Origin of the sequence: Pseudomonas sp. LTR0, from assembly GCF_036630035.1 — a bacterium.
Taxonomy (GTDB): Bacteria; Pseudomonadota; Gammaproteobacteria; order Pseudomonadales; family Pseudomonadaceae; genus Aquipseudomonas; species Aquipseudomonas putida_Y.
In genome coordinates this window covers 4759705-4780919 of sequence record NZ_CP123734.1, presented here as the reverse complement: position 1 = coordinate 4780919, position 21215 = coordinate 4759705, and the positions used below count along the sequence as shown (strand labels likewise).

General features: G+C 60.5%; 17 protein-coding genes. 14 read left to right on the top strand and 3 right to left on the bottom strand.

Annotation, left to right across the window (positions count from 1 at the left end; genetic code table 11):
* The first annotated feature begins 53 nt into the window (after positions 1-53).
* The 4 genes from QCL51_RS21895 to QCL51_RS21880 all read left to right on the top strand — a co-directional run bounded on the left by QCL51_RS21895 (position 54) and on the right by QCL51_RS21880 (position 3404).
* On the top strand, positions 54-623 hold the full coding sequence (locus QCL51_RS21895) for a GNAT family N-acetyltransferase (protein WP_021784365.1): 570 nt from the start codon (positions 54-56) through the stop codon (positions 621-623).
* A gap of 149 nt (positions 624-772) precedes the next feature.
* A complete protein-coding gene (gene tesB / locus QCL51_RS21890; protein WP_003249851.1) occupies positions 773-1642 on the top strand; it encodes an acyl-CoA thioesterase II in 870 nt (289 codons plus the stop codon).
* Entirely contained in the window at positions 1639-2229 is a 591-nt protein-coding gene (locus QCL51_RS21885) for an HAD family hydrolase (RefSeq protein WP_338444246.1), read from the top strand. The genes tesB and QCL51_RS21885 overlap by 4 nt, the downstream gene beginning before the upstream one ends.
* Before the next feature lie 164 nt (positions 2230-2393).
* Entirely contained in the window at positions 2394-3404 is a 1011-nt protein-coding gene (locus QCL51_RS21880) for an NAD(P)-dependent alcohol dehydrogenase (RefSeq protein WP_028697637.1), read from the top strand.
* 89 nt (positions 3405-3493) lie between these two features.
* On the opposite strand, the gene QCL51_RS21875 is transcribed toward QCL51_RS21880, so the two are convergent.
* Positions 3494-4195 (bottom strand): FadR/GntR family transcriptional regulator, encoded by a 702-nt coding sequence (locus QCL51_RS21875; protein WP_103443733.1) that lies wholly within the window; start codon positions 4193-4195, stop codon positions 3494-3496.
* A 259-nt stretch (positions 4196-4454) separates the two neighbouring features.
* Between QCL51_RS21875 and QCL51_RS21870 the strand changes: the two genes are divergently transcribed.
* From QCL51_RS21870 to QCL51_RS21855, 4 genes are all read left to right on the top strand, one after another.
* Positions 4455-5807 carry an MFS transporter gene (locus QCL51_RS21870; RefSeq protein ID WP_103463083.1) on the top strand — a complete coding sequence of 451 codons (1353 nt, stop codon included), beginning with the start codon at positions 4455-4457 and terminating at the stop codon, positions 5805-5807.
* Positions 5808-5826: 19 nt separating this feature from the next.
* A complete protein-coding gene (gene gudD, locus QCL51_RS21865; RefSeq protein WP_274118856.1) occupies positions 5827-7182 on the top strand; it encodes a glucarate dehydratase in 1356 nt (451 codons plus the stop codon).
* A gap of 520 nt (positions 7183-7702) precedes the next feature.
* Positions 7703-9094 carry an amino acid permease gene (locus tag QCL51_RS21860; protein WP_084851520.1) on the top strand — a complete coding sequence of 464 codons (1392 nt, stop codon included), beginning with the start codon at positions 7703-7705 and terminating at the stop codon, positions 9092-9094.
* 216 nt (positions 9095-9310) lie between these two features.
* Entirely contained in the window at positions 9311-11704 is a 2394-nt protein-coding gene (locus QCL51_RS21855; protein ID WP_319298604.1) for a TonB-dependent siderophore receptor, read from the top strand.
* A 237-nt stretch (positions 11705-11941) separates the two neighbouring features.
* On the opposite strand, the gene QCL51_RS21850 is transcribed toward QCL51_RS21855, so the two are convergent.
* Positions 11942-12589: a HEPN domain-containing protein gene (locus tag QCL51_RS21850; protein ID WP_021784357.1), complete on the bottom strand. Its 648-nt coding sequence runs from the start codon at positions 12587-12589 to the stop codon at positions 11942-11944.
* A gap of 45 nt (positions 12590-12634) precedes the next feature.
* Here QCL51_RS21850 and QCL51_RS21845 point away from each other — a divergent pair, with 45 nt between their 5' ends.
* From QCL51_RS21845 to QCL51_RS21835, 3 genes are read left to right on the top strand one after another with little or no spacing between them, the layout of a single operon-like run.
* On the top strand, positions 12635-14284 hold the full coding sequence (locus tag QCL51_RS21845) for a hypothetical protein (RefSeq protein ID WP_274118857.1): 1650 nt from the start codon (positions 12635-12637) through the stop codon (positions 14282-14284).
* Positions 14285-14307: 23 nt separating this feature from the next.
* Positions 14308-17709, top strand: a complete 3402-nt coding sequence (locus QCL51_RS21840; protein WP_103463082.1) for a TM0106 family RecB-like putative nuclease — start codon at positions 14308-14310, stop codon at positions 17707-17709.
* Between the two features lie 20 nt (positions 17710-17729).
* On the top strand, positions 17730-18389 hold the full coding sequence (locus QCL51_RS21835) for an ankyrin repeat domain-containing protein (protein WP_103463081.1): 660 nt from the start codon (positions 17730-17732) through the stop codon (positions 18387-18389).
* Between the two features lie 59 nt (positions 18390-18448).
* On the opposite strand, the gene QCL51_RS21830 is transcribed toward QCL51_RS21835, so the two are convergent.
* On the bottom strand, positions 18449-19324 hold the full coding sequence (locus tag QCL51_RS21830; RefSeq protein WP_028697631.1) for a WYL domain-containing protein: 876 nt from the start codon (positions 19322-19324) through the stop codon (positions 18449-18451).
* 119 nt (positions 19325-19443) lie between these two features.
* On the opposite strand from QCL51_RS21830, the gene QCL51_RS21825 reads away from it, so the two are divergent.
* From QCL51_RS21825 to QCL51_RS21815, 3 genes are all read left to right on the top strand, one after another.
* Positions 19444-19704: a hypothetical protein gene (locus tag QCL51_RS21825; protein WP_028697630.1), complete on the top strand. Its 261-nt coding sequence runs from the start codon at positions 19444-19446 to the stop codon at positions 19702-19704.
* A gap of 8 nt (positions 19705-19712) precedes the next feature.
* Positions 19713-20762 (top strand): ADP-ribosylglycohydrolase family protein, encoded by a 1050-nt coding sequence (locus tag QCL51_RS21820; protein ID WP_338444239.1) that lies wholly within the window; start codon positions 19713-19715, stop codon positions 20760-20762.
* Positions 20763-21048: 286 nt separating this feature from the next.
* Positions 21049-21174 (top strand): hypothetical protein, encoded by a 126-nt coding sequence (locus QCL51_RS21815; RefSeq protein ID WP_257205338.1) that lies wholly within the window; start codon positions 21049-21051, stop codon positions 21172-21174.
* The last annotated feature ends 41 nt before the right edge of the window (positions 21175-21215 follow it).

Here is a 21215-nt window from a genome sequence, read left to right as displayed (position 1 = left end):
CGCGCCCGCGCCTACGCTGTAAACTGCAACACGGCAAAACCGGAGCAGGCCCGATGACCCCTATTCTTGAACTGGAAAGCGCACGGCTGGTGCTGCGCCAATGGCATGACGACGACCTGCGCGAGTTCGCCGCGCTGTGCGCCGACCCGCAGGTAATGCGTTACTTTCCGGCGCCGTTGACGCGTCTTGAGGCCGCTGCGTTGATCGGCCGGGTGCGTGGGCACTTCAATGAATACGGTTTTGGTTTGTGGGCTCTGGAGCGCAAGGACAGCGGCGCGTTCATCGGCATGACTGGCTTGCTGCACGTGGGCTTTGACGCCGATTTCACCCCCGCCGTAGAGATTGGCTGGCGCCTGGCCCGTCGCCACTGGGGCCTTGGCTTTGCCAGCGAAGCGGCGTGGACCTGCCTGCGTTGTGCTTTTGCCCAGTTGCGCCTGGAGGAGGTCGTGTCATTCACTAGCGAATGCAACCTGCCGTCGCAAAAGGTGATGCAAGCCATCGGCATGCAGCAGGACCCACACGGCAGTTTCGAGCACCCCCGCCTGCCCACTGGCCACCCACTGCGCCCGCATGTGCTGTACCGCATTGACCGCGCGCACTGGGAGCGCACCCTGCGCGCCTGAATGCACGGCCATGCCCGGCGCGAATGACAAACGCTGTATCATTTGCCTACTTGGAAGGCGCTTGCCCGTAACACGTTCAGCGCCTGTGAAATCGAGCGCCGCTCGGGCGGCGCATCGCGAGCTAGGCTCGCTCCTACGGAGATCCCCCGATGAGTCATGTGTTGGACGACCTGGTCGACCTGTTGAGCCTCGAATCCATCGAGGAGAACCTGTTCCGTGGACGTAGCCAGGACCTGGGCTTCCGCCAGCTTTACGGTGGGCAGGTGCTGGGCCAGTCGTTGTCGGCTGCCAGTCAGACAGTCGAGGACGCGCGCCATGTGCATTCGTTGCACGGCTACTTCCTGCGCCCGGGCGATGCCAGCCTTCCAGTGGTGTACTCGGTAGACCGCGTGCGCGATGGCGGCAGCTTCAGTACACGGCGGGTGACGGCGATCCAGAAGGGCCAGACCATCTTCACCTGCAGCGCGTCGTTCCAGTACGACGAGGAAGGCTTCGAGCACCAGGCGCAGATGCCTGACGTGGTCGGCCCGGAAAACCTGCCTACCGAAGTCGAACTGGCCCGTGCCATGGCCGACCAGCTGCCCGAGCGCATCCGTGACAAGGTGCTGTGCGCCAAGCCGATCGAGATCCGCCCGGTCACCGAGCGCGACCCGTTCAACCCCAAGCCGGGCGACCCGGTGAAATACGCCTGGTTCCGCGCCGACGGCAACCTGCCTGACGTGCCTGCCCTGCACAAGTACATGCTGGCCTACGCCTCGGACTTCGGCCTGCTGACCACGGCGTTGCTGCCCCATGGCAAATCGGTGTGGCAGCGCGACATGCAGATCGCCAGCCTCGACCATTCGCTGTGGTTTCACGGCAACCTGCGCGCCGACGAGTGGCTGCTGTACGCCACCGATAGTCCCTGGGCCGGCAATTCCCGTGGTTTCTGCCGCGGCAGCATTTTCAACCAGGCCGGGCAGCTGGTGGCATCGTCGAGCCAGGAAGGCCTGATTCGCCATCGCAAGGACTGGGCATGAGCCTGGGCGAGGTGCGCAACTGGGTGTTCGACATGGACGGCACCCTGACCGTGGCCGTGCACGACTTCGCCGCCATTCGGGTGGCGCTGGACATCCCGGCCGAACACGACATCCTCACCCACCTGGCGGCCTTGCCGGCGGCAGAAGCGGCGGCCAAGCATGCCTGGTTGCTGGAACACGAAAGGGACCTGGCAACGGCTTCCACGGCGGCCACCGGGGCGGTGGAACTGGTGCGCGAGTTGGCCGAGCGCGGGTGCCGGCTGGGTATTCTGACCCGCAATGCGCGTGAGCTTGCGCATGTAACGCTGGAGGCCATCGGCCTGGCGGACTGCTTCCCGGTGGAACACATTCTCGGGCGTGACGAGGCTGCGCCCAAGCCGAGCCCGGATGGGCTGCTGAAGATTGCCAGCGCCTGGGGCGTGGCACCGAGCGAACTGGTGATGGTGGGGGATTACCGCTTTGACCTGGACTGTGGGCGGGCTGCGGGGGCACGCACGGTGCTGGTGAACCTGCCGGACAACCCCTGGCCAGAGCTGGTGGATTGGCATGCGGCGGATTGCCGGGCGTTGAAGGTGATGCTGGGCTGACGCTTGTTTTGGCAATGCGGGCCTCTTCGCGGGCATGCCCGCTCCTACAGGTATTGCGCCCGTCTCGGGGCCTGTGGTGCCCCTGTGGGAGCGGGCGTGCCCGCGAAAGGGCCGGATCTGTCTATGCTGAACCCCATTCTTTGCTCTGATACGGAGACCCACCCATGAGCAGCAAGGCCATCTACGTACAACCCGGCGGCGGCTACGACAAGGTCGAGGTCGGCACCTGCGAGGCCCAGGCCCCCCAGGCCGGCGAGATTACCGTGCGCCTGCACGCCAGTTCCCTCAACTACCACGATTTCGCCGTGGTCAGCGGCATGTGGGGCCCGAGCGAGCGACGCATCCCCATGGCCGATGGCGCCGGCGAGGTGGTTGCAGTGGGGGCTGGCGTCACTGAGTTCCAGGTCGGCGACAATGTGGTCAGCACCTTCTTCCCCGACTGGCTCGATGGCCAGGCCAATGTCGAGGGCTTTGCCGGGGTGCCCGGCGACGGCATCGATGGCTACGCCCGTGAGCAGGTGACTGCCCGCGCCACCGCCTTCACCCTGGCACCTCAGGGTTTCAGCCATGCCGAGGCTGCCACCCTGACCACCGCCGGCCTTACCGCCTGGCGCGCGCTGATGAGCGATGATCACCTCAAACCGGGCGACACGGTGCTGGTGCAGGGTACCGGCGGTGTATCGATTTTCGCCCTGCAGTTCGCCAAGCTGGCCGGCGCGACCGTGATCGCCACCTCGTCCAGCGATGCCAAGCTGGAGCGCCTGAAGGCCCTGGGTGCCGACCACCTGATCAACTACAAGAGCACCCCGGCATGGGGTGAGAAGGTGCGCGAACTGACTGGCAACCGCGGCGTCGATCATGTGATTGAAGTGGGCGGCCCGGCGACGCTGGAGCAGTCGATGATTGCCGCGCGCATTGGCGGGCATGTTTCGCTGATCGGCATCCTTACCGGGGTGGCCGGGCAGTTGCCGCTGGTGCAGGCGCTGGTGCGGCAGATTCGGCTGCAAGGGGTGCTGGTTGGCAGCCGGGCGCAGCAGCAGGCGATGGTGCGGGCGATCGACGCCAACGGCCTGCGGCCGGTGGTAGACAAGCATTTCGAGCTGGAACAGATCGTCGAGGCGTTCCGTTACCAGGAGAGCAACCGGCACTTCGGCAAGATCTGCCTGACTTGGTGAAGTGAGGGCAGGGTAGCTGGATGTGACGGCCACCCTGCACGCCACTCTATTCGTAGCATCAAGCCCGAGTGCCTTGCACTGCCTGACAGTCAGTCTGGCAGTAGCCGGTCGCGGCTGTTGGACAGGTGCAGGCACACCGCCGCCCGCGCCGCATCCGGGTCTTGTCGGCGGATGGCATTGAGGATCGCCTCATGCTCCAGGTTGGCCAGGTACGCTTGCCGCGCCAGCTTGGCCCCCGCGCGCTCGGCCTGGGCCATGCGGTTGCGCGGAATCAGGCCGTTACCCAGTTGCTGCAGCATCTCGGTGAAGTACAGATTGCCGGTGGCCTCGGCAATCAGCAGGTGAAAGCGCCGGTCGGCTTCGATGCAGCTGTCGCCGGCAGCGGCCAGGTCCTGATAGTCATCCAGCGCCTGGCGCATGCGCGCCAATTGCCCCTCATCACGACGCAGTGCGGCCAGCGCGGCAGCCTGGCCCTCAAGGCCAATACGCAGCTCCAGCAGATCGCGCACATTCGCCGCGCTCTCCGCCGCAACGCGCAGGCCGGCCTGGGCCTGGCGCTCCATCACGAACGTACCGATCCCGTGGCGCGGCTCCACCAGCCCAGAGGCCTGCAGCTTCGACAAGGCTTCGCGGACCACTGTGCGGCTGACACCGTGCTCGCGTACCAAGGTGTTTTCCGAAGGCAGTTTGTCGCCTGGTTTGAAGGTGCCCAGCAAAATCTGCTGGGTCAGGCTGGAAACCAGGTCATGGGCGCGGCTATGGCCGCGTTTGCGAGCGTGTTGCGGTTCCATGCGTGATCCGCTTCTTGATTAGCTTGTACGACAAGTTAATCGATAGAAATATTTTTTGCCGATTTTTCGCGCATCCTAATCAGCATGTAGTTGAGCTGTTTTTGCACGTTAGGATCAGATTGGCATTATGACAGCTTGTATTTTGCTATTTTGCCGACGTTAATGATCTTGTCGTACAACCTCGCTGCGCATAAGCTCCTCCCCACTGCCATGTCAGACAACCCGACCCGCACAAAAACAATTAGTGGGAGATCCGCAAGTGAACGACACCCTCGCTCCGTCTGCCCGGCATGAAGGCGACGCGTTGGCCAGTGCCGTGGCCAAGGTCAAGCGCCACGTCCTGCCGCTGTTCGTCATCATGTTCATCGTCAACTACCTCGACCGCGTCAACATCGGCTTCGTCCGCCCGCACCTGGAAAGCGACCTGGGCATCAGCGCTGCGGCCTTTGGCTTTGGTGCCGGGCTGTTCTTCATCGGTTACGCGCTGTTCGAAGTCCCTTCGAACATGCTGCTGCAGAAGGTGGGGGCGCGGCTGTGGCTGACCCGCATCATGTTCACCTGGGGGCTTGTGGCCACGGCCATGGCCTTCGTGCAGAACGAAACCCAGTTCTACGTGCTGCGCTTTCTGCTCGGTGTTGCCGAAGCGGGCTTCTTTCCGGGGGTGATCTACTACTTCACCCGTTGGCTGCCGGCGGCTGAGCGCGGCAAAGCCATTGCCATCTTCCTCAGTGGCTCGGCGCTGGCCTCGCTGATTTCCGGGCCGCTGGCCGGGGCGTTGATGCAAATCCAGGGCCTGGGCCTGCATGGCTGGCAGTGGATGCTGTTCATCGAAGGCATGGCCTCGGTAGCACTGTGCTTTTTCGTGTTTTTCTGGCTCGACTCCAGGCCGCAGGACGCCAAGTGGCTGAGCAAGGCCGAGCAGGACGCGCTGGTCGCCACCATCGACCGCGAGCAGCAAGCGCGTGAGGCCATCGGCGCGGTCAGGCCGTCGGCCTGGAGCCTGCTCAAGGACCGCCAGATCGTGCTGTTCTGCCTGATCTACTTCTGCATCCAGCTGACCATCTATGCCGCGACCTTCTGGCTGCCCAGCATCATCAAGCGCATGGGCGACCTCAGTGACATGCAGGTCGGTTTCTTCAACTCGATCCCTTGGCTGATCTCGATCCTGGCCATGTACGCCTTCGCCGCCGGTTCCGCTCGCTGGAAGTTCCAGCAGGCCTGGGTGGCCGGCGCCCTGCTGGTCGCTGCCACGGGCATGTTCATGTCCACCACGGGTGGGCCGGTGTTCGCCTTCGTCGCCGTGTGCTTCGCCGCGATCGGCTTCAAGTCAGCGTCGTCACTGTTCTGGCCAATCCCCCAGGGCTACCTGGACGCCCGCATCGCTGCGGCGGTGATTGCCCTGATCAACTCGGTCGGCAACCTCGGCGGCTTCGTTGCCCCCACCACCTTCGGCTTGCTGGAGCAGCAGACTGGCTCGATCCAGGGCGGGCTGTACGGCCTGGCGGTGACCTCGGTGCTGGCGGCGATTGCCATCTTCTTCGTACGCATTCGCCCCAAGGGCGTCCCTTCCGATGACCTCAAGGCCCCTTCGGCCTTGGGCCAGACCCACTGATGACTGCGAGACAACAACCATGAATCTGCAGACCAATCCCGCCGTAAATGCCAGCACCCCGGTGGTCACCGACCTGCGCGTGGTCCCCGTGGCCGGCCATGACAGCATGCTGCTGAACCTCAGTGGCGCCCATGGCCCGTTCTTCACCCGCAACGTAGTGGTGCTGCGCGACAGCGCCGGCAATACCGGCCTGGGTGAAGTGCCCGGCGGCGAGAACATTCGCCAGACCCTGGAGGACGCCCGCAGCCTGGTGGTCGGTCAGCCGATCGGCCACTACCAGCGTGTGCTCAATGCCATGCGCCAGACCTTCGCCAACCGCGACTCGGCAGGCCGCGGCCTGCAGACCTTCGACCTGCGCATCACCGTGCATGCGGTAACGGCCATCGAATCGGCATTGCTCGACCTGCTCGGCCAGCACCTGAACGTGCCGATGGCGGCACTGCTGGGCGAGGGGCAGCAACGGGATGCGGTGAAGATGCTCGGCTACCTGTTCTACATCGGCGACCGCCAGCAGACCGACCTGGCTTATCGCAACGAAGCCGACAGCGATGACGACTGGTTCCGCCTACGCCACGAAAAGGCCCTGACCCCGGAAGCAGTGGTGCGGCTGGCCGAGGCCGCCAAGGCGCGCTATGGCTTCAGCGACTTCAAGCTCAAGGGCGGCGTGCTGCGCGGTGAACAAGAGATGGAGGCCGTGACAGCGCTGGCCGAACGCTTCCCCGAAGCGCGCATCACGCTCGACCCCAATGGCGCGTGGTCGCTAAAGGAGGCCATCGCCCTGTGCCGCGACAAGCACGATGTACTGGCGTACGCCGAAGACCCGTGCGGCGCCGAGAATGGTTACTCGGGCCGCGAGGTGATGGCCGAATTCCGCCGCGCCACCGGCCTGCCTACCGCGACCAACATGATTGCCACCGACTGGCGACAGATGGGCCATGCCATTCAGTTGCAGTCGGTGGACATTCCGCTGGCCGATCCGCACTTCTGGACCTTGCAGGGTTCGGTAAGGGTGGCGCAGATGTGCAACGACTGGGGGCTGACCTGGGGTTCTCACTCCAATAACCACTTCGACATTTCGCTGGCGATGTTCACCCAGGTAGCGGCTGCGGCGCCGGGTGAAATCACGGCGATCGACACCCACTGGATCTGGCAGGATGGCCAGCGCCTGACCCGTGAGCCGCTGCGCATTGTCGACGGGCATGTGCGGGTGCCGGCGCGCCCGGGCTTGGGCGTGGAACTGGATGAAGACCAGCTGGCCAAGGCCCATGAGTGCTACCGCAACATGGGGCTGGGGGCACGGGATGACGGCGTGGCGATGCAGTACCTGATTCCGGGATGGCGCTTCGATAACAAACGACCCTGCCTGGTGCGTTGAGGCTGCTGGCCTCTTCGCGGGCAAGCCCGCTCCTACATCAACCGGTGGTGTCGCTACGCACCCTTGTAGGAGCGGGTTCACCCGCGAATAGGCCCGACCTGCCGGCCAATCCCCCCAGTCATCCACCGCCCCCACCGCATTCATCAATCGGTACCGTCGCCACGCACCATCGTAGGAGCGGGTTCACCCGCGAAAGGGCCGGCACAGACAACACACATTCAAATGAAAAACAAAAGCTCCATTTGGGCCTGTGGCGCGTTCGGATATGCCATTCGCGACATTTGGCGTTGATGGAAATGCCCTGTCGTGATCGAACAGTTTCGGGGCGTTCTCGTGTAATTCCCTACAGCCATGCGGGGATTAAATGAAGCCCGCCCTGCACTGACACGTTGCTCTGTGAAGCGCTCCAAATATCAACAAAAGAGCGCGAGTAACGTGTCGACTTATTGATTTCAAAGGAGATATTTTTCGCCTACGCCTGCCCGTCCTTCCTTGTGTCAGCAAAAAGAGAACAACATCAATGAACACCGTGGGATCTGATGGCAACCTTGCACAAGGTTTCAAGCCACGTCACGTAACGATGCTGTCCATCGCCGGCATTATCGGCGCCGGACTTTTCGTAGGTTCTGGCCATGCCATCGCGGCAGCCGGGCCAGCAACCATAATTTCCTATTTCGTGGCCGGAACCTTGGTGGTACTGGTCATGCGCATGCTCGGCGAAATGGCCGTGGCACACCCCGACACCGGATCGTTTTCCACCTACGCTGACCAGGCCATTGGCCGCTGGGCCGGCTATACCATCGGCTGGTTGTACTGGTGGTTCTGGGTACTGGTCATTCCTATCGAAGCATTGGCCGCCGGGCATGTGCTGAACGCCTGGTTTCCGCAGGTGGACAGCTGGATCTTCGCCCTGGCTTCGGTGTTGCTGCTGGCAGGTACCAACCTGTTCAGCGTGGCCAAGTACGGCGAGTTCGAGTTCTGGTTCGCCATCCTCAAAGTCACTGCCATTCTGGGCTTCATCGGCCTGGGCTTTGCCGCGCTGATGGGCTGGCTGCCCAACCGCGAGGTCAGTGGCCTGAGCACCTTGGTTGCCGAGTACGGCGGCTTTGCGCCGAAAGGCTGGTCGGCAGTGGTGGGTGCATTCATCACCGTGATGTTCAGCTTCATCGGCACCGAGGCGGTGACCATCGCCGCGTCCGAGTCCAGCGACCCGTCGCGCAACATCGCCAAGGCCACTCGCTCGGTGATCTGGCGTATCAGCACCTTCTACATCCTGTCGATCTTCGTGATCATTTCGGTGGTGCCGTGGAACGACCCGCAGCTGGCGGTGGTGGGTTCGTACCAGCGTGCGCTGGAAATCATGAACATCCCCAACGCGGCATTCATGGTCGACCTGGTGGTACTGGTAGCTGTTACCAGCTGCATGAACTCGTCGATCTACATCGCTTCGCGGATGATGTTCTCGCTGGCCAAGCGCGGTGACGCCCCGGCCTTCCTCAACAAGACCTCCAAGGTCGGTGTACCGCGTGCTGCGGTGTTCGGCAGCACCTTGATCGGTGCGGCCATCGCGGTCCTCAACTACTTCGCACCGAAGGGCGTGTTCGAGTTCCTGCTGGCCAGCTCTGGCGCCATCGCCCTGTTGGTGTACATGGTTATCGCCATCTCGCAGCTGCGCATGCGCCGCCGTCTGGAGCGCGAGAACACCGAACTGAAGTTCCGCATGTGGCTGTTCCCGTACCTGACCTGGGCGGTGATCATTTTCATTGCCGGGGCGCTGGCGGTGATGATGTACACGCCTGAGCATCGGGCGGAAGTGAGCTCGACATTGGGCCTGGCGATCGTGATTTCCTTCCTAGGGATCGTGACGTCGAGGGGCCATGCGCAACCGGTAGGCGCGCGATCGATGGGGTGATTCAGTTCACCTGGCTGTAAGGCAAAGGGCACCCGAGGATGGGTGCCCTTTGTTTTTTGGGGTTTGAGCGTGCTTTTGGGTTAACAGGTGCTGGCAGGTACCCGCCCGGCAGCGCGTTTCATTGAAAATAAATGAGGTGTTTTCTCATTCTCGTTCGGCAGGTAGAGAAGGCCGGATTACAGGCCAGCCCGCCGACCCCCGACACGGAGCGAGAGAATGAGTTTTACCCCGGTTCCACAGCGCCACCCCTTGAGTCGTGCCCTGCATGCTGCACTGTTGGGCCTGGCAGTCAGCACCTACGCACTGCCGTCGCTTGCACAGCCTTTGAGCGCTGATCACAACAACCCGCTCAAGCAATGGAGCATTCCTGCGGGCCCGCTGGCGCCGGCACTGGACCGCTTTGCGCGCGAGGCGGGTATCAGCCTTTCGTTCGATGCGCAGAACGTAGCCAACCGCAATACCAACGGGGTGCAGGGCGCACTGGATACACGCTCGGCACTGTCGTCGCTGCTGCGCGGAACCGAGTTGCAGATTGAGCCGCAGGGCCCGAATGCCTACCTGGTAATACCGCAGCCTAAACCTGCCGGCCCGCTGGAACTGGGCGCGACCGAGGACTACCGCCTGGCACCTGTCATCATCAATGCCAAGGTCAAGGCCAGCGCCGACGATGACGCCAACTCGGTGGTTGCCAAGGAGCTGTGGGTAGGGGGCAAGGTGGCGACCAGCATCCTCAACACGCCCGCGTCCGTGTCTGTGGTGACCAACAAGGAAATGCAGCAGCGCAGCGTCAGCACCACCGAAGAGGCGCTGCAGTACACCCCCGGCGTGGTCAGCGACTATTACGGTTCGGACGACCGCAACGACTACTTCCTGATCCGCGGTTTCCAGGCCACCACCTATCGAGACGGCCTGACCCTCAGCTCGATGCGCGGTGTGCGCGAAGACCCTTACGCCTACGAGCGTATCGAAATTCTGCGGGGTGCCAACTCCACCCTGTTCGGCCCGGCAGACCCGGGTGGCTCGGTCAACTTCGTGACCAAGCAACCGCGCTTCGAGAAGTTTGGCCAAGGCTACGTGACCTACGGCTCTTATGACCATGCCGAAACCGGGATCGATGTAGGCGATGCGCTGAACGACGAACAAACCTTGGCCGGCCGCTTCACGGCCAAGATGCAGAACAGCGACCGCGAGTACGACCACTCCCAGGACGATAACCGCTTCGTGATGGGCGGCCTGACCTGGGCGCCAACCGATTTCACCTCGGCCACGGTGGTGCTGGATTACCTGAAGACCAACAGCTCGCCGAACAGCGGTGGCTACCCGCTGGACAAGGAGTACGACCGCAGCGACTTCTATGGCGAGCCCGGCTACAACTTCCATGATGTCGAGCGCACTAGCCTCAGCGGCAACATCACCCACGACTTCGACAACGGCTTCACCCTGCGCAGCAACCTGCGCTACAGTGAGCTGACCGATGACTTTGGCTACGTCTACCTGAGCGACAGCGCCTCGCGTGTTGGCACCACCATTCCGCGTTACGTCTTCGGCACCGACAGCGATGCCGATCAGCTCAATGGCAACCTGATGCTGCAGTACGATGCCCAGTTCGAGCACATCGACAGCAGCACACTGGTGGGCGTCGAGTACCTCGACTCGACGACCAAACAGATCTCGGTCTACGGCCTGGCGCCCTCCATCGACATCGCCAACCCGGTGTTCACCGGCGTGCCAGGCGGCATCACGCCCTATACCCGCAAAAAGAATGACGCCACCACCAAGGCGGTTTTCCTGCAGCAGAACCTGTCGTTCTTTGACCGCGTCATCGCGACCGCAGGCGTGCGTAACGACTCGATGGACCTGTCGAGCAAGGAATACATCGGTGGCGAGCAGACGGAAAAGGACAACTTCTCCGAAACCTCCTACCGCGCGGCACTGACCTATATCGTCAACGATGAAGTGTCTACCTACGTGAGCATGGTGGAGTCCGTCTCGCCCCCGCAAGTAGGCGTTACCCCGCAGACCGGCAAGCAATACGAAGTGGGCATCAAGTATTCGCCCATGGGCATGGACGCACTCTTCTCCGCCGCTGTTTACGACCTGACCCAGGAGAACGTCACCATTGCCGTGGTGTTGCCAAGCGGCATCATCGAGCAGCAGACGGTGGGCGAGTCACGCGTGCGTGGCCTTGACCTGGAAGCCAAGGCACAAGTCACGCAGGACATCAGCGTGATTGGTGCTTACTCCTACATGGAGTCCGAGGTGCTGCGCGGATCGCTGTATGACGGCTCTTCCTTGAAGGGCAATGAGTTCACCACTGCGCCCAAACACACTGCATCGCTGTGGAGCTACTACGACATACCGGGCACTGACGTGAGCGTCGGCCTGGGCGCGCGGTATGTGGGGGCGTACTACATGGATGCTGCCAATACCAAGAAGAGCGATGGGACCACGTTGTTCGATGCGGCGCTGAACTACAAGATCGCCAAAGGGACCGACTTGGCGCTGAATGTGAGCAACCTGTTCGATGAGCAGCATGTGGTTGGGTCGGGGACGGCGAATTACTACAACCCGGGGCGGGAGGTGACGGCGAAGGTGAGTTATAGCTGGTAAGGCGGGTGAGGGGCACGGTCTTCGGCGGTGTTCGCGAGTAAGTTAGCCCCACTGGTGTGCCAACCTGAGGGGGCAACTGCCTTGCTCAAAGTCTGAAAGTTTGCGTGATCATTGTGGGAGCGGGCGTGCCCGCGAACACCGGCACAGCCGATGCCAAACACCGCGTCGCGTTTTTTGCGGGAAGGCCAGCTCCCAAGGTTCGTCCCGGGCGACCCTAGTCCAAGCACGGTCACTGAGCTAAACGACCACGGGATAACATGCATCACCCCACAATGTATCCGGGTTATCCAGCATCAGCAGAATGATGACCGGAACCAGCTTGCCGAGCAGGCTGGCGCAGTCGCGCAGTTGATCTCGATTGACGCTGCTGTTCCAAGTGGCACCGCCATGCATGATCTGGTTGCGTAGGGTGTAGATCCGGTTGAACAACACCCCTAGCACGGCCGCGGTGTTGCGGTTGGCCAGAGCTTGCTGCGCGGTTTTACGACCTTTGGCAAAGCGTTCGGTCCAGAGTGGCTCACTGATCTTGCCGTTCTGATAATCCCAGAAACTCTGAAACACATAAGGGTTGTTAAGCAAGACGCGAATACTGCCAGAGAACTCCGACCACACCAGATTTTCGATCAGGTTGCTTTTGTCCAAGGCACAGAGTTTTTCGAGGAATGCCTTGAATGTGGCTTGTTCGGACAGGCGGAACTCTTCATCAATGTCCGTCGCGTATGCCGAGTTGAAGGCGATCCACAGAAAGATAAAGCGCCCATCAATATCATCCGTCTGTTCGGCGCGGTTCAGCCAGCTCAGTGCTCGATGAACACGCAAGGTCAGGTTGGGGTGATGGCCCTCACGTTCCTGGCGGTGTCGGGTCTTGAGTGCTTGATGGTCCATGAGGTGATGATCCTTGAGGGGGCGCACGGTCCGTAAAGAGATGATGTGTGTCTGAAAACTTTACAGTTTAATGAGCGACTCACCGTTGGCGCTGGAAGCTGTCTGGTCGAGGCACTGGAACCTGCTCCAATTGTTTACCTGTATGAACAGACAACGTGGACGCGGCCCGTCATTTTGCTTAGGGTATGGCCATTCGACATTACCCGCAAGGCGGCTGGCATGAAGCGTGATGAGTTCTTGGCACAACCCGAAGTCGAGGCGTTCATTGAATGGCTGGCAGCCAACCTGCCGGTGCTCACCTTCAAACTGCGATTCAAGTCCAGCAAGTTCGTACCCGGTGGTTTGACGGTCGATGTACAGGGGATTGAGCAGGTCCTTGAGCATTACCGCTGGAAAGCAAGCTGGCGCGACAGCCGCCAGAGCGCGGTCGACTCTGAAACCTGGAGGCAGACCCAGGGCTCGCTTGGGCAATTGCGTGAGTGGTTGTCGGCTGGAGTCAGCGCCGGTGATGATCAGCAAGCGCTTCAGGCCTGTTTGCAGATTCTGCGCTGGGGCGGTGTGCGGGGTGCCATTCCATTCTTGCATCGGCTGGCTACCAGCGGCGAGTTGTCGAGCTACCTGAAGAAGATGGCTGGGCTCATGGCGCTCGATGCCGACAATGATCTGGATGACCTTGGCAGTGTCGAGCGTTTCGATTCGGGCCTGACCAAGATTCACGCCTTGCTCGACTTGTCCGGTTCTCCCATCTATGACAGCCGTGTGGGCGCCGCGATTGCCATGTTCTATGCGCTCTTTCGCCAGCAGTGGGCTGGGCGTGGCAAACCTCTGCTGAGGTTCCCGTCCGGCGGCGCGCGTGGCGACCAGATCCGCAACCCAGGAGCGTTTGCCAACTGTCTGGCAGCACCGCAGTTCTCGGCGATCGAGTACGCCGAGTGGGCGCGCTGGCAGGTCCGTTTGGGTTGGATTGTCCGCGCTTTGCTCGGGCGCACAGGCTGGTTTGCCGACCAAGGGGCAATGCCCGCGCGATGCCATGCATTCGAGGCGAGCCTTTTCATGCTTGGCTATGACCTTCGCTGCTTTGGCCTGACGCCAGTACCTGAGGCCCAAGCAGTTGGCGAGCACGGCGATATATCGCTGCGCGAGTCTGGCAATAGCGGCTGGGTGCCCACGGGTCATCCTTTTGGCCAGGTGCTCAGTGACTACCTGGCCTTCCGTCACAGCGGTGCGCCCGACGATAAAGATGCGTTCGTTGACTGGCTGGTGGCTGAGCCGCGCAACGGAAAAACGCTCTCACGCGCGACTGCACAGAGCTACTGCTTCCCGTTTTCTATTGACGAGTTTGACTTGTTCGGCCGCCCGCTTGCTGCCCTTGAGCGCATTGTTGCCGGTGGTGAGGACGGACTGCGGGCAGCCTTGTCTGGCGAAACGCTCGAGCCGTTCACGGTGGGGGACGAGCGCGTCAGTGTCTGCCTGGTTGATGTATTGATCACCGGCAATGCCTATGCCCGCGCGGAGAGCGACAAGGAACGTGTCGACTACGTCGTCAGCGCTGGCTATGCCGGTACCGAGAACTCCGCAAGAACAATCATGGCCGTAGGGCGCAATGTAGGTAAGCACTTCGGCCTGCTCAATGCGCAGCATCTGCCGACGCCCCTGTTCGAGCAGTTCTACCAAGGTTGCTCGCTCGACGCCTGAGTCACGCTGGAGGCAATACAACCATGCAAACTCGAAACGGGACTCGGCTGTATTCCGCCTCGGACATCTGTGGCTTCCTGGAATGCCAGCATTTGACGGCGCTGGACCTGAAGCACCTGGTCGCGCCGATGGAGAAAGCCCCGGCAAGTGAGCAGAACCGCTTGATCCAGGACAAGGGGCTGGCCCACGAAGCGGCATTTCTTGAACAGCTCAAAAGCAGCCATGCCCAGGTAGTCGACGTCGCTGAGGGCAATCCGAGCTTCTCTCGGCGGGTGGAACTGACCATTGAGGCCATGCGCGCCGGCGCGGACATCATATTCCAGGCGTCGCTTCAGGAAGGCGCCTTTATCGGGCATGCCGACTTCCTGCGCAAAGTACCACGGCCGTCGGCGTTGGGGGGCCACAGCTATGAAGTGATCGACACCAAGTTGGCCAAGAGTGCAAAGGCCAAGTTTCTGGTGCAGGTTGCGCTTTATTCGCGGATGCTGATTGCGATTCAGGGCGTACAGCCTCAGTTCATGTACATCGTGCTGGGTGATGCTACGCGTACCGAGCAGGCCTATCGGGTTGCTGACTACGCGGATTACCTAGAGCAGGTGCTGCAGCGATTCAGTGCGTTCGTGAACACTGAGGGGCCATGGCTCACCTACCCGGATCCGTGTGGGCATTGTGGTTTTTGTGGGTGGCGTGATCGCTGTACTGAACAACGCCTGCAGGATGATCATCTTTCGGCAGTCGCCGGTATCAGCCGCTCGCAAATCAAGAAGTTGCAGGTTGGCGGTGTGACCACGCTGGAACAGTTGGCAGCCAGTGGCGATGACTTGCGTATCCATAAGCTGCAAGTGGAGTCGCTGAACAAGCTACGTCACCAGGCGCGCCTGCAGTTTCAGGGGCGCTCCAGCGATACCCCTCTGTACGAGCTGTTGCCGGTCATGGGGCAACGGCGTGGCTTTGGCCGCATGCCTCCTGCGGTCGAAGGTGATCTGTTCTTCGATATGGAAGGTAATCCTCTGGAGGAGGGCGGCCTGGAGTACCTCTTCGGCCTGTATATAGACGAAGGCGGTGAGCAAACTTTCAAAGCTTTTTGGGCGCACAGCCGGGACGAAGAAAAGATTGCATTCGAGCAGTTCATCGACTGGATCATCGCGCACCTTGAGCGTTACCCGAATGCGCATGTCTACCACTATGCCAGCTATGAAGAAACGGCCATCAAGCGCCTGATGAGCCAGCACGGCACTCGCGAGGCGCAAGTGGATTGGCTGCTGCGCAATGGCAAACTGATCGATCTTTACAAGGTGGTGCGCGAAGCGATCCGCGTGTCGGAACCCAGCTACTCGATCAAGAACATCGAACACTTCTACATGGCAAAGCGTGACGGCGACGTTACCAATGCCGGTGCGAGCATCGTGTTCTATGAGCGCTGGAAAGAGACTGGTGACCCAGCATTGCTTGAGCAGATCGAGCGCTACAACGAAGACGATGTGCTCTCTACGTACCTGTTACGCAACTGGCTTGCGAGCATTAGTCCATTGCGCGCAGGGGTTCCTGTCGTGTTGCAAGCCGAAGGCGAGAAAGCCGTAGCGGAGCAAAAGGAGATCGAGGTTCGGCTGGCAAAATACCGTGACCGATTGCTTGCGGGCTTGCCGTCCGACGATTGCGTCCTGAGCGACGAGGATCAGGTCCGGGTATTGACCTTCCAGCTACTCGACTTCTACCGCAGGGCGGAAAAGCCGGTGTGGTGGCAGTTGTTCAGCCGCCAGGACATGACTACCGAGGAGTTGCTGGACGATATCGAGAGCCTCGCCGGTTTGCAGCGCACAAAAACACCGCCGGTACCGATCAAGAATTCGTTCCTGTTCGAATACAGTTTCGAGCCTCAGGAAAGCAAGATGCGCTCCGGCTCAAAAGGTGTCATCCCTGAATCGTTGGCCAGTGTGCACCTGGTCAGCCTGGATAATGACGCATGCCTCGCGACATTCAAGGCCACCGCGAAAAAGGCGCCACCGGAAGCCTTTGACATGATCCCCGGCAGGCCGATCCCGTCAGGCATGCTGCGCGAGGCGTTGTTTCGCTATGCCGACAGCGTATTGTCCGGTGAGCAACGATTTCAGGCGGTGATGGACTTTCTTCATCGACGCGCACCACGGGTGAAAGGTATCGAGCCGGGTGCGCCTTTGCTTGATCCGCACTTGGCAACGACCGATGGCATCAAGCAGGTGGTACGTAACCTCGAGAACAGTGTGCTATTCATTCAGGGGCCGCCAGGGGCCGGGAAGACCTACACCGGCTCACACGTGATTGTTGACTTGCTCAAAGCCGGCAAGCGCATCGGGGTAACCTCCAATTCGCACTATGCCATCAATAACCTTTTGGCAGCAGTCGAGGCGCGTGCACAGGTGGAGGGCGTTACCTTCAAGGGACTGAAAAAATCATCGGAAGGCGAGGGCACGGAATTCAATGGCCGTTGCATCCGCTCTATCGAGGACAAAACGGAGTTACTCGACAACTGGGGCCCGGCTATCGACCTGACTGCCGGCACTGCCTGGTTGTTTGCCGATGCGAGCTTCACCGAACAGTTGGATTATCTATTCATTGATGAAGCAGGCCAGGTGAGTGTGGCGAACCTGGTCACCATGGGCATGGCGGCACGTAACATCGTGCTGATGGGTGACCAGATGCAGTTGTCGCAGCCTGTGCAAGGTGTGCATCCGGGCCGCTCCGGTGACTCCGCCCTCGACTACCTGCTGGACGGCACACCTGCCATTGGACCCGACCGAGGTGTGTTCCTGGCGCAGACCTGGCGGATGCATCCACAGGTTTGTTCGTTCATTTCCGATGCTGTATACGAAGGGCAACTTTCGTCCGCGCCGGGTACCGAGCGGCAAGTATTGCACCTTGATGGGCAGCGGCCAGAAATACCGGCAAGCGGGCTGATGTTCTGCCCAGTAGAGCATGACGGCAACGGCCAGAGCTCCGATGAAGAGGCTGCGTACATCAAGGCGTTGTACATGTACTTTCTGCGCCAGTGGTACGAGGATAAGAACGCTGAGAAACACGCGATTTCCCTCGAAAATATCTTGGTGGTGGCGCCTTATAACTTGCAGGTACAGCTGTTGAAACAAATGCTGCCTGCGGGAGCTCGCGTTGGTACTGTGGACAAGTTTCAAGGACAGGAGGCTGAAATTGTAATTGTCTCGATGACCACATCGAATGAAGACTACCTGCCCAGAGACATTGGGTTCCTTTACTCGAAAAACCGTTTGAATGTTGCTGTCAGCCGCGCCAAGTCGTTGGCTTGCATCGTTGCCAGTCCAGGGCTTACGGCGATTCGCTGCCAGACACCAAAGGACATGAGCCTGGTCAATGGCTTGTGCATGGCAACGCGGTACGGACAACAGCAAGGCCTGCCCTCTGCGTGTGAATAAGGGTCGTGAGGAGTTGGGGCATGAGCTATCCACCTGCCTTGCTTGCCGTGCTAGATGAGACATTGAAAATCTCGCGTTTCAGCGTCGACGATCTGCCCGCGCTTGAAATTGGAGGCTGGCATGTCGCCGTGTTGCTCGATGATCTGGCGCACCTGCGGTCCCTTGCGGCTGCGGCGATGAATGACCGCGACGGCGCCGAGAGCACGCCACTGGACATCGCCTACCAGCTTGGCCGAACTGCCTGGATTGAGCGGTTGGAGGCGCTGGGTGCAGAAGGGGACAAGGAGCTGCTGGACTGGAAAGGCCTTGGCAGCTTCCTGAGCCCGGACAACTTTGCCCGTTTGCCGGGCAGGCAAGGCATCATAAAAACGCTTGTTAGGCGTTATCAGCAAGGCCGTAGTCTGAACGACCGTGACGCGGCGGGTAATACGCCACTGCATTGGCTAGCCGCGAACGGGCATAGCAAGGCGGCGAACTATTTTGCCAAGCACTTCAGCAAGTACTGCCTCGATCTGAATGCGAAGAACAACGAAGGGCATACGGCCCGAAACGTGGCCATTCTGGCGGGGCATCACGATATTGCGGCGCGGCTTCTTATCGGAGAAATCGACAACTATCTGCAGGCGGCACGTACCTGGCAGCAGATGCTCGCCACGATGAGCGGCCACTGGCGCAACTGAGTGAGAATTTCCCGGCCAGCGACGCGGGGCTCCAAGCCCCTCGTCGCGAGTTTCAAAGATTAGTCATTCAACAGCCAGGGCTTCAGTTCCTTGAGATTGCTCACTACCAGTTGCTGCGCCTCAGGGAGAACCGCGAGGTTACGGTGGTCGATTTGGTAACGCTGCAGCACATACTTCACCAGTGCCCTTCGGCTAGGCACTACCAGTTGCCCCTGCGTCATGCCGAAGTCGGTCTCGATGATCGCCTTCTGCGCCGCGTTCAATCGCCCATCAGGCTCGAATATGACCGGTACCTCGACATTCCAGTCTTCATCCTCTTCGCGTGTGTTCGGCGATTGGTCGAGCAAATCCGGCTGGCCTCGCAGGCGGCTGAGCACGAAATCCCGATACTGGCCGTTCTTCTCGCAATACGCCCTCACGTGCCAGCGCATGCCGGTGTAGACCAGCGTGTGCGGAGCAATCAGGCGCACCTCTACGTTCGGAGTGTTAAACGACACGTACTCGGTTTCCAGCCGCAGGCCTTCGCGACAGGCCTTGAGCAAGGGGCGCAGGACTTCCGGCCGGATCGGGCGATCAGGGACTTCCAATACCCGGGTGTGCGCATAGGCCAATGCCAGCCCGTCGATGTGTGGTGCACGTTCATTGTTCTGATAAAGCAGGTGCAGATAAGCGCTGGCACTGTCGTCGATGAACAACGGCTTGAAGTGCTTGCTCGGTACGTAGCCCTTGAGCTGCTTGTCATATGTCAAGTTTTTGGGCGCATGCTCGGTGATGTAGGTATTGATGTCCTTGGAGGCCTGCTGGCGACTGATACCAAAGCTCTGTATCAGGTGGCCCGTGGTCAGCCGGCCTTCCCACCAGGCAACGGTCTCGATCAAACGATAGCGAAGTGCCAGGTCCCAGCGGACCTGCTCGATGGATTGCTTGCGTTTCATACCCGCTCCATGTGCGCGATTACTTTACCTGTATAAGTCTACATTCTAGACCTGTCGTAAATCACTACATATCTTGTCTCTGTCTTCGAAATAATTTGAAGCCAGGAAAGGAAGTGGACATGACTATGTCTGAAGTGGTTTCGACAGGGGCGTTGGTGTTGATCGGGGTGATCCTGGCGGTGCTCCTGTTGCAGTACATGAAGTTGCGCGAGCTCTGGCAGATAGCGCTGGCATGCCGCCACAACGCGCGTTGGGCGCGGATCTGGGAGATGGAGAACCGTGAGCTGCGGTCGGCACGGCGTGCTGACCAGGAGCACATCGCCCAGCTGCAGCGCAAGCTGGTGCTGTTGCAGAACCTTATTGCAGCACAAGAGCGATAAGGAACGGCATGAACAGACTTGAACGGATCAGAGGCTGCCTGCTGGGCGGCGCTGTAGGCGATGCACTTGGCGCCCCGGTTGCTACGCTTGGGTGGCCTGCCATCGAAGCCAGGTTCGGGCCGAAAGGGATAACGGACTTTATCCCAGCTCATGACATTACCGGTGCGATCAGCAGCGCTACGCAGATGACGCTGTTTACCGTTGAGGGCTTGCTACGGGCCTATGTTATTGGGAGTTCAGGGCAGGCATGCCATGTACCCAGTGTTATTCACCACGCGCTGCTGCGCTGGCTGACGACTCAGGACTATCCCCCGGCGATACAAGTCGCCACCGATGGTTGGTTGATCAAGCAGTCGCAGCTATGGTCGCGTCGAGGCCCCGACACAACGAACTTGAACGCACTGAAGGTCAGTGGGCGGTTAGGTGCGCTTGCTGAAAACAACAGCAAGGGCTGTGGAGCCCTAGTGCGGGTCGCACCCTGTGCATTCTTTGCCAATGCGTTTGACTACGCGGCGCAGTCCGGGCGTCTGACGCACGGGCATCCGACGGGTTATCTGGCGGCAGGGCTTTTCGCTGACATCCTCCAGCGGGTTGTCGATCGTCAAGATGGCCTGGAGCACGCTGTGACTCAGAGTCTGGCCAGGTATGGGCACGTACCTGGTATGGAAGAAACGCGCAGTCTCATCGAGCGCGTGCAGTTCTTTTATAACGAGGGGTACATACCTACACCCCAGCGCATCGACGATTTCGCTTCTGGTTGGGCCGCTGAGCAGGTGCTGGCAATTGGATTGTGGTGTGCGCTGACGGCACGGTCGTTCGAGGAGGGGGTGGCCATGGCGGTGAATCACAGTGGCGACAGCAGCACGGGCCTGGTCGCCGGGCAATTGCTTGGTGCGCAATATGGTGCTGCCGCTATTCCTGCTCGCTGGCTCATGCGCCTGGAATTGCGCCGGGTGATGGCTCAGATGGCGGAAGATATCGAGCGCGTGCCGCGGGAGTATTGCGGGGTTGGCGGGGAGTTTGATGAGCAGATTGAACTGGCTTATCCCCGGAGTTGAACGTAGTGGTGACAATGAGTTTGTGCAGTGAACAAGGAGTTTGAAAATGCCGATCAAACCTAGGCCCTTCACTTTTGAATGTGAAGATTGTGGTTGGACGAAAACAGTGGCGCCTCGCAGTGATGCGCTGGCGCCGGGTGAATGGGTCGACCACTGCCCGAAGTGTGGGGGTATGAAGTTGAAGGTGCGTGCTGCGGGGCGGTTGGCCCGCGCGGTGGCGAAACTGCTGGGAGCGCGGCGGTTTTAGGGTGTGGGCGGAAAAACCATTAAACAGGAGCATTCAGCCATGAAGAATATCTTTGCCGTAGTCGGATTTATCGTGATTGTTACCAAGGGGTATGAGTTATACCGGGAATATAGCGAGATGAAACGTGAGAAAGCGGCGCGGGAGGCAGGTGGCAGTTCGATTTGACGCATGTCGAGTAGTGGCATTGACGACTCGTTCGAGGGTGT

What these genes read in the sequence shown, in the direction of transcription:
- QCL51_RS21850 (WP_021784357.1), bottom strand. Translation starts at nt 12,589, where the DNA reads ATGGACCATCAAGCACTCAAGACCCGACACCGCCAGGAACGTGAGGGC.
- QCL51_RS21885 (WP_338444246.1), top strand. Translation starts at nt 1,639, where the DNA reads ATGAGCCTGGGCGAGGTGCGCAACTGGGTGTTCGACATGGACGGCACC.
- QCL51_RS21835 (WP_103463081.1), top strand. Translation starts at nt 17,730, where the DNA reads ATGAGCTATCCACCTGCCTTGCTTGCCGTGCTAGATGAGACATTGAAA.
- QCL51_RS21815 (WP_257205338.1), top strand. Translation starts at nt 21,049, where the DNA reads ATGAAGAATATCTTTGCCGTAGTCGGATTTATCGTGATTGTTACCAAG.
- QCL51_RS21830 (WP_028697631.1), bottom strand. Translation starts at nt 19,324, where the DNA reads ATGAAACGCAAGCAATCCATCGAGCAGGTCCGCTGGGACCTGGCACTT.
- QCL51_RS21875 (WP_103443733.1), bottom strand. Translation starts at nt 4,195, where the DNA reads ATGGAACCGCAACACGCTCGCAAACGCGGCCATAGCCGCGCCCATGAC.
- QCL51_RS21880 (WP_028697637.1), top strand. Translation starts at nt 2,394, where the DNA reads ATGAGCAGCAAGGCCATCTACGTACAACCCGGCGGCGGCTACGACAAG.
- tesB (WP_003249851.1), top strand. Translation starts at nt 773, where the DNA reads ATGAGTCATGTGTTGGACGACCTGGTCGACCTGTTGAGCCTCGAATCC.
- QCL51_RS21825 (WP_028697630.1), top strand. Translation starts at nt 19,444, where the DNA reads ATGACTATGTCTGAAGTGGTTTCGACAGGGGCGTTGGTGTTGATCGGG.
- QCL51_RS21895 (WP_021784365.1), top strand. Translation starts at nt 54, where the DNA reads ATGACCCCTATTCTTGAACTGGAAAGCGCACGGCTGGTGCTGCGCCAA.
- gudD (WP_274118856.1), top strand. Translation starts at nt 5,827, where the DNA reads ATGAATCTGCAGACCAATCCCGCCGTAAATGCCAGCACCCCGGTGGTC.
- QCL51_RS21860 (WP_084851520.1), top strand. Translation starts at nt 7,703, where the DNA reads ATGAACACCGTGGGATCTGATGGCAACCTTGCACAAGGTTTCAAGCCA.
- QCL51_RS21840 (WP_103463082.1), top strand. Translation starts at nt 14,308, where the DNA reads ATGCAAACTCGAAACGGGACTCGGCTGTATTCCGCCTCGGACATCTGT.
- QCL51_RS21855 (WP_319298604.1), top strand. Translation starts at nt 9,311, where the DNA reads ATGAGTTTTACCCCGGTTCCACAGCGCCACCCCTTGAGTCGTGCCCTG.
- QCL51_RS21820 (WP_338444239.1), top strand. Translation starts at nt 19,713, where the DNA reads ATGAACAGACTTGAACGGATCAGAGGCTGCCTGCTGGGCGGCGCTGTA.